The organism is Psychrobacter sp. 1176_08, from assembly GCF_052850615.1.
In genome coordinates this window covers 202,641-218,207 of the sequence record NZ_VXCU01000004.1, presented here as the reverse complement: position 1 = coordinate 218,207, position 15,567 = coordinate 202,641, and the positions used below count along the sequence as shown (strand labels likewise).

At 44.1% G+C, this 15,567-nt stretch carries 11 protein-coding genes and 3 tRNA genes; 12 read left to right on the top strand and 2 right to left on the bottom strand.

The window, feature by feature from the left end:
• Nucleotides 1-317: 317 nt before the first annotated feature.
• Complete coding sequence (gene gspE, locus FW759_RS06875; RefSeq protein ID WP_446442535.1) at nt 318-1,853, top strand: type II secretion system ATPase GspE; 1,536 nt, start codon at nt 318-320, stop codon at nt 1,851-1,853.
• Between the two features lie 21 nt (nt 1,854-1,874).
• Here gspE and FW759_RS06870 read toward each other — a convergent pair whose 3' ends face one another.
• Both FW759_RS06870 and FW759_RS06865 read right to left on the bottom strand, forming a co-directional pair.
• On the bottom strand, nt 1,875-2,366 hold the full coding sequence (locus FW759_RS06870; protein ID WP_443527874.1) for a RidA family protein: 492 nt from the start codon (nt 2,364-2,366) through the stop codon (nt 1,875-1,877).
• A 162-nt stretch (nt 2,367-2,528) separates the two neighbouring features.
• Nucleotides 2,529-3,176 (bottom strand): DUF4442 domain-containing protein, encoded by a 648-nt coding sequence (locus tag FW759_RS06865; protein ID WP_062843695.1) that lies wholly within the window; start codon nt 3,174-3,176, stop codon nt 2,529-2,531.
• 530 nt (nt 3,177-3,706) lie between these two features.
• On the opposite strand from FW759_RS06865, the gene FW759_RS06860 reads away from it, so the two are divergent.
• The 11 genes from FW759_RS06860 (at nt 3,707) to dsbD (ending at nt 15,414) form a co-directional block, all read left to right on the top strand.
• Nucleotides 3,707-5,185, top strand: coding sequence for an McrB family protein (locus FW759_RS06860; RefSeq protein WP_446442534.1), 1,479 nt, complete (start codon nt 3,707-3,709; stop codon nt 5,183-5,185).
• 12 nt (nt 5,186-5,197) lie between these two features.
• Nucleotides 5,198-6,745, top strand: a complete 1,548-nt coding sequence (locus tag FW759_RS06855; protein ID WP_446442533.1) for an McrC family protein — start codon at nt 5,198-5,200, stop codon at nt 6,743-6,745.
• 236 nt (nt 6,746-6,981) lie between these two features.
• Nucleotides 6,982-7,058: transfer RNA gene (locus tag FW759_RS06850), tRNA-Pro, on the top strand.
• Between the two features lie 94 nt (nt 7,059-7,152).
• Nucleotides 7,153-7,229 (top strand) — tRNA-Arg (locus FW759_RS06845).
• Nucleotides 7,230-7,269: 40 nt separating this feature from the next.
• Nucleotides 7,270-7,345 (top strand) — tRNA-His (locus FW759_RS06840).
• 495 nt (nt 7,346-7,840) lie between these two features.
• The gene (locus tag FW759_RS06835) at nt 7,841-8,773 is read left to right on the top strand and encodes an AraC family transcriptional regulator (protein ID WP_446442532.1); all 933 of its coding nucleotides are present in this window, start codon (nt 7,841-7,843) and stop codon (nt 8,771-8,773) included.
• A gap of 281 nt (nt 8,774-9,054) precedes the next feature.
• Nucleotides 9,055-10,131, top strand: a complete 1,077-nt coding sequence (locus tag FW759_RS06830) for a hypothetical protein (RefSeq protein ID WP_446442531.1) — start codon at nt 9,055-9,057, stop codon at nt 10,129-10,131.
• Nucleotides 10,132-10,216: 85 nt separating this feature from the next.
• Entirely contained in the window at nt 10,217-11,419 is a 1,203-nt protein-coding gene (gspF, locus tag FW759_RS06825) for a type II secretion system inner membrane protein GspF (RefSeq protein WP_446442530.1), read from the top strand.
• 409 nt (nt 11,420-11,828) lie between these two features.
• The gene (gene gspG, locus FW759_RS06820) at nt 11,829-12,362 is read left to right on the top strand and encodes a type II secretion system major pseudopilin GspG (RefSeq protein WP_406947385.1); all 534 of its coding nucleotides are present in this window, start codon (nt 11,829-11,831) and stop codon (nt 12,360-12,362) included.
• A 286-nt stretch (nt 12,363-12,648) separates the two neighbouring features.
• The gene (locus FW759_RS06815; protein WP_446442529.1) at nt 12,649-13,212 is read left to right on the top strand and encodes a protein-disulfide reductase DsbD domain-containing protein; all 564 of its coding nucleotides are present in this window, start codon (nt 12,649-12,651) and stop codon (nt 13,210-13,212) included.
• Nucleotides 13,213-13,278: 66 nt separating this feature from the next.
• Nucleotides 13,279-15,414, top strand: a complete 2,136-nt coding sequence (gene dsbD / locus FW759_RS06810) for a protein-disulfide reductase DsbD (RefSeq protein ID WP_446442528.1) — start codon at nt 13,279-13,281, stop codon at nt 15,412-15,414.
• Nucleotides 15,415-15,567: the final 153 nt, after the last annotated feature.

Genomic DNA, 15,567 nt, shown 5'->3' with positions numbered 1-15,567 from the left:
TCTACAACGCCTTCTGTATAAAGTCATACTCATTTGAAACAAAATGCTATTATAACAAACTCATGCAATCTTACTTACACTCTTTTTGGGTCAGCCAGCCAAGCACAATGCGTTTGCGCTACTTATATAGTTGGGTCGAAATAAAATAGATACGTGAATAGTCGCGTGTTACTGGTATAAATGTTCCGTGCGTGCTTCTAAAAACAGGCTGCGCAACATTCATCTCAGTAGCAGGGTATCGGTTTTAGAGGACATCGACTATACGATGCTTGGGCACGATTTTTTCTGAAATCATTTTCCTTTATCAGGCCGTCTTTATGCTGCAATTACCATACAGTTTCGCAAAACGTCATCAAATTTTGGTCATGCTGGCAATCGATCCTGAGCTGCCGCCGACATTGCTACTGACCAAAGCCACTCCTTTATCCGCCATCAATGAGGCAGTACGATTTTTACAGCAGCAAGGCGTGCGCGCTGTACCAACTTACGAAAGTGTCAACGCAGACGACTTTGAAAGGCGCATGAACGCCGCCTACGCTGGTAATACGGGAGAATCACAGCACATCGCTGCTGGGCTTGAAGACCATCCCGATCTTGATAGTTTGGCAGACAGTGTCCCTGAGACGGAAGACTTGATGGATCAGCAAGACGATGCCCCTATTATTCGTCTGATTAATGCGCTGTTGTCTGAAGCCATACGTTTGAATGCTTCGGACATTCACATCGAAACCTTTGAGAAGCGATTGGTGGTACGTTTTCGTGTCGATGGGGAGTTAAAGGAGATCATCACCCCAAAACGACAGTTGGCACCATTACTGGTCTCACGTATTAAAGTCATGGCTCGATTGGACATCGCTGAAAAGCGTGTGCCGCAAGATGGGCGTATTAGTCTAAGATTGGCAGGTCGTGAGGTGGATGTGCGAGTATCGACATTGCCTTCAAGCTTTGGTGAACGAGTTGTTATGCGTTTGTTAGACAAGCAAGCAGGCCGTCTCAATATGACGTATTTGGGGCTGTCTGATAACGACTATAGCGAGCTTAAACGTTTGATTCATCGGCCACATGGCATTATTTTGGTAACAGGGCCGACAGGCTCAGGCAAAACCACGACGCTGTATTCGGCATTGACAGACTTAAATGATCAAACCCGTAATATCTTGACCGCTGAAGATCCCATTGAGTTTCAGCTCGATGGTATCGGGCAAACGCAGGTCAATAATAAAGTCGATATGACCTTTGCCAAAAGTTTGCGAGCGATGTTGCGTCAAGATCCAGACGTAGTGATGGTGGGCGAGATTCGCGACCTTGAGACAGCAGAGATTGCCGTACAAGCGTCTTTAACAGGACATTTGGTATTATCAACGCTGCACACCAATACGGCCATTGGCGCAGTCACACGATTGCAAGACATGGGCGTTGAGCCATTTTTATTATCGTCGTCGCTCATTGGCGTGGTAGCGCAGCGCTTGGTTCGCACGCTTTGTACGCATTGTCATGGCTGGCAAGCAGCCGACACGGAGCAAGCCAAGTTGTTTACTGAGATTGGTGTGGAGATTGAGAAGGGAGTCGATAGCGCTATCCAATTGCCAAAACCGATTGGCTGTGATAAATGTAATCAATCAGGTTTTAAAGGGCGTACGGCGATATATGAAGTCGTGCCCATTGATGACACGTTACGCCGCATGATTCATAGTAATACCGCTGAGTACGAGCTAGAAGAGTACGCGCGTTTGCAGACGCCATCGATTCGTGCCGATGGTCTGCGCAAGGTCATAGACGGGCGTACCACGTTAGAAGAGGTACTGCGAGTGACCAAAGAAAGCGCGCTCACTGACGAGGCGATTATTAGCTAATCGTGCTTTTCTATGGCGATATTATTTTACTGCCATACACTCAATCTCGACACTAGCACCAGCTGTTAATTCTGATACGCCAAAAGCAGAACGTATGGGATAAGGTCTGGTCATCTCAGCTCTATAAACGTCGTTGAAGTCGTCAAAATCATCCATGTCAACAAGCATTGCCACACACTTGACGATATCTGATTTTTGATAGCCGTATGTTAATAAAGTGGCATTGATATTGTCTAAGGTTTGTTTGGTTTCAGGTTTGATACCGCCTTTGACCAGCCTACCTTCTCTCATACCAATCTGACCAGATAAGTATAAGGTATTGCCGACACGTACCGCTTCTGAAAAAGGATAATCGCTACCTTCGCCAAGAAATACAGGGCCAGATTTTGTGGTAGTGGCGGTGGTTGTTCCTACTGGCGCTGCATGGGTCGCCATCGTAAATCCTAAGGCGCAGGCAGTAACGAGCACCGTCTGAGATAATGTTTTAAACAATACTTGAGCTTTTTTGGACATCACTGTCTCCTTCATTATTATTATTTTTGATTATCGATACACCAAGTACACGCTATCGAAATATTGACGCATGGTCTTTGTAGGTATGAAGCGAAAGCCTGCTACTTATGAGCAGCAGGTTTGGTCGAATGATTGAATCACTTTTAAAATCAGTAACAGTTTTTAAGACGGTTCATTGTTTTTGCCTTGGCGACGCGCTTCTAATTCCGCTTTGGGTATCCATGCCCACGTCATCTCAACCACAATAGGGTCGCGCTCGCTATCAGACTCACGGTCATGAATCACGCAAGGAATCACCATCTCACCCTTTGGAGTGTTTAAAATATCTAGACGCTGCTCATCCGATAAACTGGCGATGGCGGCTATTTGTCCTTTTTTGATTGGACGATAAAAATTGACCGAATACGACTTAATCAGTAGCACGCGATCGGACGGCAGATTTAAACCCAGAATAAAACCTGTGGCGGTCTCTGCTAGTAACGTGATGGCCACGGCATGAATAGAGCCGATATGGTTTTGAACCGTTTTGGTATTGTTTAAGCTGACCACGACGCGATTGGGCTCGACGATTTCGTAATAAACCCCCGTCGTTCCTACGTAGGGCACTACTTTACCAAAGGCTTTAGACAAGATGCTAGAACGCGCGCTGTTAGGCAAATATTTGGTGACAGATAAGAGCTTGGTGAATTGGTTACTGATTGGCTTAAGCGTACTGTTTGGTTGTTCGACTGGCAGTCCTGCATTGTCAGAAACTTTGGTTGACGATTTTTTTGCCAGTTTGATAGGCAGTTTTTTTAATAGTCCTGACATACAAAATTCCTTAAGGTGAAGTGGTTTTAACGTGTTATTGACAGGGTATAGTCAGCTCAATATAAAAGAGCGCTGCGTGCGACTAGGATTTGTTTTTTCGTGCTGCTAATACAGAAACTACGCAAAATTTATCCCAATCGCACCGTCTCTTTTTTAAAGTCAATCGGCTATCGTTCAGGTAAGCGGCGCTCATGAAAAGTTGTACTCAAAACGATTAAAAAGCGTAACCTTACAAGCTTTATCCTAACAGCTATTTGGACTATGTTACATTAACGCAGGTATCTCGACCATTATTACCTTGAACTGCTGCGCTCATAAAACTGTAGTCATGCAATGCGATGGCTGAGCCATACTCTCTAGACAAATACATAACATACAATTAAGCCAAGTAAGTACAAAAAATGGCTCAGTCACACCAGTCGCTCACGTATCGGCACTACTAGATGCTAGATAGCGAGCCGCGCTATAATAGTGAGATTTTAGCGTGCTGTATTTGTTTCTCACGCGATTGTTGACTGCTGGATAATGCCATGCCTGATATGTTTCATCATAAGCCCATCAATATCATTTATACAGGCGTCGCTGGTACGGGTAAAACCTACCGACTGCTACAAATCGCTAAAGAATATACTGATTACCTGCCTAAAACCAATCATGAGGATTTGCTGGTACAGCTCTTACAAGAATTGAGCTGGCGCGAAGTAGTATGTTTGATATTTTTGGAGTTTCAATCCAAAAAGCAAGACTTGGTAAAAGTGCCTGAGCTTGTCAATCATGAGTTTTATATTGCAAAAGCCTCACTAAATGCTCGTGACAATCACTTGAGAAACACGGCATGGACGGTACTACAAACACACAGTCCTACCGATTCAAAAACAGTCGTTTCTAAAAATCGAGCCAGCCAAGCTTACTTTGATAAAGATCATAGCGGCGCGTGGTATTTGTTGCCTGACAGCCTCACGCTATTAGAGGATTTGTCGCAGCAGTTAGCCGAATTTCAACAGGCGCAGCGTGACTGTCATAAAAGTCAAGGTCAGCACTTTAGTCAGCAGCGGTTTAGTATGATTAGCTTTCATCAAGCCTATGGTTATGAAGAGTTCGTGGAAGGGATTCGCCCCGTTATGACAACCTCTCATTCCCATAAAGACAGTCATATACAGGCCAATAATATGCCTGCCCAAATGAGTTATGCTATCCAAGAAGGCGCATTTTTAAAGCTCTGTCAGCGCGCGGCTAACGACCCTGAGCAGCGTTATGCGGTGCTGATTGATGAGATCAATCGTGCCAATGTCTCACGAGTGTTTGGGGAGTTACTTAGTCTGATTGAGCCAGATAAACGGGCCGGTATGCAAAATGCCATGACGGTCAATCTCGCCTATTCTGGACGCTCCTTTAGCTTACCCGCTAACGTCGATATTTATGCCACGATGAATACGCAAGACCATTCGTTGGCACCACTTGATATGGCGCTGCGTCGTCGTTTTCGTTTTGTAGATTGTCCACCGCAGCCTGAATTGTTGCCTATCATCAGTCTTAGCACAAAGGCACAAACTGATGATGCTGTAGAAACCATTGATTTGTCCAAATTATTGATGGGTTTAAACACTCGTATTACGCAAATGTTAGGGTCAGAGGCGCAGCTCGGACATGCTTTTTTATGGTCAGTGAGTACCCTTGAACAACTACAAGTAGCGCTGAGTGAACAAATTATTCCACAATTGGCCCAAGCGGCAGGTGGACAAGTTGTCGTTTTACAATATATTTTTAAAGATGAGCCGCAGTCGCTGAGTGCGCAGTTTATTCAAGACCATCAAGCGCTGATAGACCATGGTGCAAGTCATCATATGGATAGCCAAAATAATAACGCTGCCCAGCATCCGATGTTTTCAGGACAAAACGCTTTTATGACGCAGTCGATGACTACAGGTAATTATAGAATCAATACGGATCTCATCACCAAGACAGGCGAATTTGCCAAGCCTTTTGTCTATCAGCGTTTGTATGACTAAGGGTGTGCCGCAGTGATAAATAGCCAAAAGTCCTATCAGAATCCTACGTTGAGGCAAGCGAATCGTACCTATATCGACGGGCTTACTATTAACAGCCATGGCAATCATGTTATTACGGTGTTTGAGCATCAACGCCTGACAGCACAGGACTTTATACACAGCGCTGATTTTTATTGGCTGATGGCACAAGAGTTTGCAGTATTTACTATCAAGCGTAAGCAAGGGGCGTGGCAGTTAAAGGTTGGGCATTATATTGGTATCGTCTTATTACCGAGTGGCATGATGCTTGAGATATTGCCAAAGCTGGCGGCTGATAATGAAAATCCTCGTAGGCAGCCACAACCTGGTCATACCGCCTCGCATCAAACCCAGATAGGAAAAACCCGTCAATGGGTACAAAATATGTTGTCTGATCTGACTCATAGTAGCGATCATCCTTACTCTAAGTTACCCAATACAAAAAATCTGGGTCAACTGAGTCATCATTTGATGGCTTTGCCCATAACGACATTGCCACTGCCTAATTGGCTGATTGAGCAGTTCTTGCAGCGATTGGTGCATTATCAACCCATCAAACATTATCAATCACAGACGCATAATCAAGCTTCATTACAAGGCCGTTTGCTCATCAAGGAGCAGCTGCGCCATAATAGTATGCAGCCACATAAATTTATGTGTGAGAGCAGCGTGTTAAATCAAGACATGCTAGGCAATCGCTTGATTAAAAGCGCCTTGGTTTTATTGGTACCTATATTTTCTAAATCTATGTCACTCAAATGCCTACAAGCGTGGCAAAAAGTGCCTATGCTGACCCAGCATGAAAGGCAGCAGCTAACATCGATTTACCAGCGCGCAAAGCGGCAGATCGAGATACAGCCACTACAAGCGAAGCAATTACAAGCGGCGCAGCAATTATTAGACTTGGCATATTGGTTGTTGCAGCAGTCAGATATGGTCACAGGCAATGGTATTGACCCAAAAAAAACCTCTAAGAATAATCTGTCTCAACCGCGCTTGTGCCTGTTGCTTGATATGAATCAAGCGTTTGAACAATGGGCAAGTCAGCGCATTGCATCGACATTTATGCAGGTAAGTAGCCAATATCGACCGTTGTACCAAACGCAGCGGGTTTGGCTCAGTGACGAAGAAGGGCAGGCATGTTTGTCTATTCGTCCGGATTTACTGATGTATAAGGCAGCCACTAGCCATGAGCATCACCACAGTCAGAACCATACAAACGATGTACCTGATGCGAAAGCGTTAGGGCGTTATAGTCATGTCATCGATATTAAATGGAAACCGCTATCCCATGCAGCTGCGATTAGCGCAAGTGATGCTTATCAATTGACAAGTTATGCGCAGGCGTATCAAGCACAGCAAGTGTGGCTGGTTTATCCTGTTCAAGATGATGAGCGGCACCCCATTGCACTCAAACAAGTACGGTATGAGAACGAAAGCGCCGATAATGAACCCTGTATTGCTCAGTTATGGCTTATGCCTTTCAATGTCCTAACAGGGTCCATAAACAGCGACTTGCTTCCCGCATTAGATGTAGTATAATCACGCTACGGGCGATGGCATATCATGGCTGGTAAGGTTTTTTGGTTTCACGTATTTTGATAAATGATGCGTATTTTTCAAATAATTGCGAATTATTTTAAATTAATTAAAAATAGGTGTTGACACAATCGGCTTTACCCCTTAATATGTGCACCTCGATAGCGAGGAACATTAACAAGTTAGCGGCATTGCCAATAACCAGTTAGTCAACAAACTATCGTGATAATAGAGAATTTCGGAGTGTGGCGCAGTTTGGTAGCGCATCTGGTTTGGGACCAGAGGGTCGTAGGTTCGAATCCTATCACTCCGACCATCTATTTTAAGAGCCTTACAGGCTTTTTTTTATGTATAATGATTTAGTTTAGAGTATTCCTTAAACTGATGTAATATATAAAAAGCCCCTAAGAGCGCCTGTAGCTCAGTTGGATAGAGCACCTGCCTTCTAAGTAGGTGGTCGCAGGTTCGAGCCCTGCCAGGCGCACCATTTAGCCTGCATATTTTGCCAGTCCTTGGCAACAGTTATGGCGGTTGTAGCTCAGTTGGTAGAGCCCCGGGTTGTGATCTCGGTTGTCGTGGGTTCGAGTCCCATCAGTCGCCCCATTTTTATTCTGCAAAAACTCCCCTTTATTTCTATCTTATTACATAATGTGCTATTGTTATCAGCCTTTGCCATTTTTGGCATTTTCGCGTGTCTGATTGGTTTTACATTAAATTCAATATATTCGTATTTATGAATATAATAAGTATTTGCTTATTTTCAATTTACTAATCTCCTTATGATTCGCTTTTATCATAGGTTCATAACGAGTGTTGCTGCATTTTTTTCTCATTATTTGACAATCACTTTCACACAAAGCAACAAACGGTCAAGTGTTGTATTAGAATAGAACGGTAACTCAATTGAATACCCATACTTTGTTAATTGATATAAGATTCAACCGCTACCATACGAGTCTTATCGAACTGGTGCAAAAATATAATGAAACATCATATATTGAACATTGAGCGAGTTTAGGGCGGTAGCAATTAGTAGGTAGGTGTTTGCTTGTTTTTTTACAAGCTACTACTGACCTTATACAACTAAGGAAGTGATTGATGGACGCATTAAGTGTATTGTTGCAAAACGTGCATTTGTTTGAAACCAAGTATTATCGTTTGAATGGTAATGGAAATTGGTCTTATTCTATTACCAGAAAGGATACCCTTTTATTTTACCTAGTCATGTCTGGAAGCTTTTGTATTGATGTTGGTAATGGCCTAAGGCAGGCACATGCTGGCGATATTATCATGATTCCCAACGCCTATCAGCATGTCAGTTACGCACTCAATCACAATGGCAGTGATGCTAAACCGCTAGATGAGATGCTGACTCATTGTAAAGAGCACACACTTGAAATCGATGGCAATGGTGAGCCCAATTCGTCTTTGATATTGATAGAATGCAAATATGATAAAGAGATGATTCGTCCTTTATTGTCTATGTTGCCGCCTATTTTGCCTGAGATTAATGATAAATCAGGCAGGTTTGAAGTCATTGATGTTGAAATCAAGCTTCTGACGTTGGAGGCAGAGAGCGAGCGCATGGGCAAAACAGCCATTATCAATCATTGGGCAAGTATTATGATGATTGAGTGTTTGCGTGTGTATATTGAAAAATTGCCAGAGGCGACAGAGAATTGGTTAAAAGCCATGAAGGATCCTTTTTTGACCAAAGCACTGGCAGCGATGCATGAAGCACCGAGCCAAAACTGGACCATCCATAGACTTGCTGAAACGGCAGGCATGTCGCGCTCAAGCTTCGCGCAACGTTTTAAAGATACGGTTGGTGTGCCACCGCTGACGTATCTTATCGATTACCGTTTACGGCTGGCAGCGCGGTATCTGCGCTTGCAACAAAACAGTATCAGTCGTATCAGTGAGCTGGTCGGGTACGCTTCTGACTCTACATTCAGCCAAGCATTTAAGCGTGTTTATGGCGTATCGCCAAAAGCGTACCGTCAGCAATATCGTCAACAAAACATCGCTTAGCTAAGCACAATCAAATATCTTCCACTATAGACAGGCATTAAGGCAGTTACTGCGCCCTTAATGCCTGTTTTTGCATATACGCATGACTTTTTGATAAGGTTAGCAATCTGATTCTGACACATGGTATTTTGATGATGCACAGCTGACAATGTGTGTGCGTTCAGGTACTATGGAGGGATGAGTCATCTAGACAAAAATGTTTGTGAGCGCGCCATATTATTGATAGCGCTGTCTGATAGCATGATCTAGACGATGTTTATTTTTGCTGCTGATGGTACGTTATGACTGAACCGACCGCAAAGCCAAACGCACACCCGAATAACCAACAGGGCAATGCTGCGTCTGCCAAAGAACCAAGCAAGACGAGTGACAATCATACTGAGATAGAAAATAAGGACAATCAAGATTTGGTAGAGCCTTCGCCAAAGGGTCACATGACTGAAACACTCGATAAAGCGGCGTTACTGGCACTATTTATATTACCAGATACGGAAGAATCTATTGCTGGGCAAACCACTGCTGAAAATACCAAAGTTCGAGAAAGTGCAGAGTCATCTACTGCGCTGACTGAAAGTAGTATTGCTGAGCAACGAGTGGCGCTTTATCACACTCAACATGAGCGTACACGGTTACTGTACCTCGCATCAGCTGCAATACGTCCCACTTATTTGGTCCAAACACTCAAATCGCAATTTGCAGAGTATCATCAATATCTACTCGCCCAGCAACTTGATAAGCGTGGTCTGATGGATACGGATGGATTGGATCGTTTGTGGCAGCAACTGCACGTGGTTGATGACATCATCGCTGACATTGTGCGCCATATGCCAGCGCAGCAGCCAGCAGGGTGGCAACTCACTACTCAAGATGGACACAATCCCTTGAGTTTTGCCACTGTTGGTAAGCTCAAACATGGCAAACCGATTCGAGATCAAGGCAGTTTAAATAGCTACGTACTCGGTCATTTTGGTGTGAGCAGTTTTACCTATGATCGCGGCTACTATATAGGGCATGTGGTTGGGTATTTATTCAGTTGCTATTTTTGCGCCCATCTGTCGATCAATTATGGTGTCTCAGCGCTTGGTCAGCAAGTGATAGCAGATTATGACTATGCCAGTCTGGAAACCCCGCATATGGTGAGACTGCTACAGGGGTTGGATGGTTATTGCAAAAAACGCATTTATCAACTGGCGGTTATCTGTGCACGTTTGAGTGTGTTTGCCAGTGATAAGCGTATCGAGAGAATGCTGATTGCAGAAGTCAATGATTTTGATAAGAAGTTGCAACAACAGCATTTAGACGTCTTGTTATTACAAGGGTTAATGCCAGACAGTAATGATTCTACCCCACTTTTTTGAACATGCCATACGCTAGGTAAAGACTCTCTTAAAGCAGGCGCTTAAACCTGTACCTTTGTTTGTTGACCTTAGGATATCTGCTGCTATGCCCGCTTATCATTTTAAAGCGCTTGACGATCGCGGCGGTGTCCAAAAAGGCTTGCTCGAGGGCGACTCTGCGCGGCAAGTGCGTCAGCAGTTGCGTGACAAGCAGTGGACGCCTGTTGAAATTAGCGCAGTTAATGATCGACAAAGCCAACATAAAAGCCGCTACAAAAAACCCTCTGCTTATGAGTTGGCGTTACTCACACGCCAATTGTCTGTCTTATTGGCAGCTGGTATTCCGCTTGAAGAAACCTTGGCAGCGGTCGCCAAACAGTCTCCAAAAACCCATATCAAATCGTTAATGCTTGCCGTGCGCTCCCATGTGTTAGAAGGTCTTAGCCTAGCACGGGCGCTACAGCAAGCGGCGAGCTTTCCACCTCTGTACATTGCCACTATTGCTGCTGGCGAAAAATCAGGACATTTGTATTTAATTCTCAATCAGTTGGCAGATTACACCGAAAACCGCTTTGCCTTGCAAAAAAAGATTCAAGGCGCGATGGTTTATCCCATTGTACTGATGGTGATGGCCGTTGGGGTGATTATGGGTTTGATGAGCTTTGTGGTGCCCAAAATTGTCAAAGTGTTTGAGCAGTCTGAGCAAGCGCTGCCACTGATTACTCAGGTGGTTTTGACGCTTTCAAACATTATCACCCAGTGGTGGTGGTTGATGCTCTTGGTATTGGGAAGTATGGCGTTTTTATTTTATCGGTTTGCTCAGACCAATGCAGGCAAATTGACCATCGATAGCGTTGTGCTGAGATTACCCATATTGGCACGATTGTCTAAAGGGCTCAATGCCGCACGCTTCGCCAGTACACTTGCCATATTGGTACGTTCAGGTGTGCCACTGATTGAAGCTCTACACATAGGCGCCGCCGTAACGACCAATTTGCATATCAAGCAGACCATTATTGTGGCCGCTGATCGAGTGACTGAAGGCTCAAGCCTATCGAGTCAACTTGAAAAATCACCATATTTTCCACCAATGATGGTACAAATGATCAAAAGCGGTGAAAACTCAGGCGAGCTTGAAAACATGCTCAGTCGCGCAGCCAACATGCAAGAAGCAGAAGCCACTAACTTTATCAGCACGCTACTGTCATTACTTGAGCCTTTAATGCTGGTACTGATGGGGGTTGTGGTAATGATTATTGTGATGGCGGTCATGCTACCAATCGTCAATATGAACGATCTGGCAGGTTAGCAAATGGCCAGCACCATATCTGATTTATTGCCGCTCTGCCTTTATTAAAAAATAGATTCATTGCTTATCTGATTTTCTACCTATCTTTCATTACCTCTATCTTGCTAAATCTTGTGTTAGCTTTCTTAAGATTTGCTTACTGTAGTATATTTTTGATTCACACACTTTTTTGCTACTTTAACTACCGCCATAAAGCTATAGTAAACGCGAACGCAAACTTGCTTTTAGTGAGCGTGTTTTATTGTGACGATTGTTCATAGTAGACGCCAGTAACAATCCACTGGCAGCGCTGGATAAAACCAAAATCATGGTTTATAGTGATAATTGTTTCAATGCTCATTATGATGATGCTAATGAGTGCGACTTGGACGCTACTTTTACTATGTATACAACCGTGATGACAAAAGTTATGACTGACACAAACCATGTAAATACGATGCCAAAGCACACCGTTAATACTGCCAAAATTCAGGTAAACGATGTGAGCGATAATAAAACCGTTTTTAAGCAACGCCGTTTAGTAAGCCGATCCAATCAGTCAGGGTTTACCCTTATTGAGATTATGGTGGTCATTGTTATTTTGGCCATTCTTGCGGGCTTAGTGGTACCAAAGGTAGTTGGGCAGAGTGATAAAGCGCGCGTTAAAACGACTGAGACTGCGCTGGCTACTGTCTCAAATGCGCTCGATATGTATAAGGTAGATAATTCACGTTATCCTACCACGGCACAAGGGCTTGAAGCGCTGACTACGCCACCCGCCGAGGCCAAAAACTATCCGGATGGTGGCTATATCAAAGGCGGTTATCCAACCGATGGCTGGGAAAACGAACTGCAATATGTAGCACCAGGCGGTGAAGGTCGACCTTACGATTTATTTTCATTGGGGGCAGATGGTCAGCAGGGCGGCGAAGGTCAAGATGCTGATATTTATGCCACATTATAAGTTTTAGATTCGTCAATGCTAAAAAGGTTTGCAGCAAAGGCTTTCTGATATGTGGCTTGTTTGCTGACTCAGTCATTTCTGACAATCGCTATACATCAACCAATCATAGGTTATTGGTTGATGTTTTTATCGGTAGATAAAATAAGCGCCATTTCATATATTCTTGCGTATTAAGACAGTCCCATTCCTATCAGCTTTTAGGCGTTGATGCCAACTACCTCGCTATTGCCAGAGTAGTTAGGCCTTAACCAACCGTCATTGTAAGTAGACATTAAGGTAGTTACTCATGTTAATTAAAATGCCCACAGCGAAACCAATTCCTACAGGCAAATGTCATTCTAAACAGTCTGGTACGTTTGCCATTGTGAGTGCCGCGTTAATAACGGCCTTATCGATGGTATCTATCAATACTCAGGCAGCAGGGTTAAATGAGCTGTTTGGTAACAACAATGCGGCGCAGTCCAAGTTTTTGCCAGTAGAACAAGCGTTTCAAGTAAGTACCATGACCAAAGCGACTTCTAAAGGTACGCAATTATCCATTAATTTTGATATCACGCCTGGTCATTATGTGTATAAAAATCAGCTGACTTTAAAATTCCCTAAAGGAGTGAGTGCAGCGCCTTTTACTTTTAGCCAATCGCCTGTTTCTATTGATGATCCTACGTTTGGTAAAGTGCCCGTATTTACGCAAAAAAACATGGTAGCGACTACCATACTAACCACCAATAACGGTAAAGCTGCGAAAAATGTACCCGTTATGATTGGTTGGCAAGGCTGCGCTAAAGCAGGATTGTGCTATCCACCAGAAAAAATCAAAACCACAGTCAATATTGCTGTGACACGCAAATAAACATTGTGTAATTCGGTTCAAATATTAGTAGGAAATCGCATGTTAGCAACAAAAAGGGAGCCTGCCATGTCTACCAAATTAAAAGAAAAAACCGCATCGCTAACGGCAAATCGTCCCTCAAAAAAATCTTATCTACTGGCATTTGCTTTAAGCAGTAGCTCACTGCTTACTGGGCTGTTACCAACTGCGTTTCTCGCTACAGGATTGACTGCGACATCGACCATGACGCAAGCAGCGGGATTAGGCGATCTATTTGGCAAAGATCAAAGTGGCGCGAAGTCAGAGTTTTTACCAGTAGCGCAAGCGTTTCAGGTCAGTAGCAGTAGTAACGCTGTTAAGTCTGGTACGCGCTTGGCCATCAACTTTGATATTACCCCAGGTCATTACGTTTATAAAGACCAAATTAAGCTGACTTTGCCTGCCGGTGTGACCGCAGCGCCTTTTAGTTTTAGTCAGTCTCCCATTTCAATTGATGATCCAACCTTTGGCCAAGTGCCAGTATTTGACCAAGCCAACATGGTTGCCACCACGCTTTTGACCAATAATAGTGGCAAAAGCTTAAACAATGCGGCCGTGGTGATTGGGTGGCAGGGCTGTGCCAAAGCGGGGCTTTGTTATCCACCAGAAAAAATCAAAACCACGGTCAATATTGCTGCGACTGGCGAAATTGGTGCGGACAATGCAGCAACAGATACTGCAACGCCCAATTTGGCCGATGCCAGTAGTCTAAATTCTGAAGCAGACAACGCTGAAGTAGGTAGTGTGGCAGATGACGACGTTATTGATTATGCGTTAATGGATGACGTGGCGTTAGAGGGCGAGCTTGCAGCAACCAGTACGATCTCTGGTGCTGATAGTGAGGTAACCAGTAGCAGTACGACAAACAACGCTGTGACAAACAATGCAACCCTTGCTTCTCAAAACGCTGTTGATGGCGATCCTTTTGGTTTAGCGTCTCATCCTTGGTTAGCATTGGTATTACTGTTTTTAGCAGGTCTGGGTTTGGCTTTGACGCCATGCGTGCTACCAATGCTGCCTATCGTTGCCAATATTGTTGCCCGTGAAGAAAACCCAACGGTAAAACGCGGTGTTATTTTAACCACCAGCTACGCCATCGGGGTGGCTATTGCTTACGGTATTTTGGGTGCGCTTATTGCCGTGTTTGGTGAGTCATTGGGAATTATTGGTTGGTTACAAAACCCTGTTATTCTTATTAGCTTTGCCATTATCTTTGTTCTATTGGCCTTGTATATGCTGGGCGTATTTAGCATTCGCTTACCACGTGCTCTTAGTAATAAGATGCAAGGCTTGAGTCAAGCGGGCGATAGTAAGCTTGGTAGTGCAGGCGGCAGTTTACTCGCTGGATTCTTATCAGCCTTGGTGGTTTCACCTTGTGTGTCCGCACCGCTGTTTGGCGCGCTTTTGGCGGTGTCTACGATTGGTAATCCCTTGCTTGGTTTTGCGGCTTTATTCATGCTTGGTTTTGGCTTATCAGCACCGCTTATCTTAATTGGCGCGACCCAAGGCAAGATCATGCCAAAAGCTGGCGAGTGGATGAATTGGGTCAAGATCGGTTTTGCTCTATTACTCTTTGCCGTTGCACTATTACTGATTGAACGGGTCTTTATTTCGCCTGTCATGCTGATGGTGTGGGCATTATGGTTTATGGTCGTTGCGACATGGGCGTGGAGTTGGTTGGGTAAAGGTCGTCTGCTTACTCAAGCGCTGGGCTTGGTTGTCGGTATTTGGGCGGTTTGTTTGATAGTGGGCGCGGCATTGGGGAATGATGATAGCTTACATCCTTTGGCCTCATTAAGTGCAGCACCGATGATGCAATCGACAAGTGGTCAGCCCTCAATCAGCAATGGCGCTGCGGACAAAAACATTACCACGCTTGCCGAGCTTGATTCGATCATCGCCGAAAATCCCAAAGTAATCGTTGATTTGACAGCAGACTGGTGCGTTGAATGTCGAATTATGGATAAGAATTTATTTCACAATCGTCCAGCACAAATGCAAGATTGGCAATTGGTCAAACTTGATATCACAGAAACGACTGAAGATTCTAAAGCGGTGCTTGCTCGTTATAAGCTGTTTGGGCCACCTGCCTTATTATATTACCGAGATGGTCAGTTTGTTCAGCAGCAAGTAGGTGAGATTGCTCGTGCTGATTTTGAGCAAACGCTGACGAGCCTGAACTAATACTTAACAAGACTCGTTAAGCTGTATATAAATCTAAAGAATATAAGAGAGCCAATACACCATCAAGACCGTGTGCTGGCTTTTTTTATTTTACCTAAAAATTTATTTTCAAACATATGGTTTAGAAGTCATTTTATCTATTTACCTCTATAT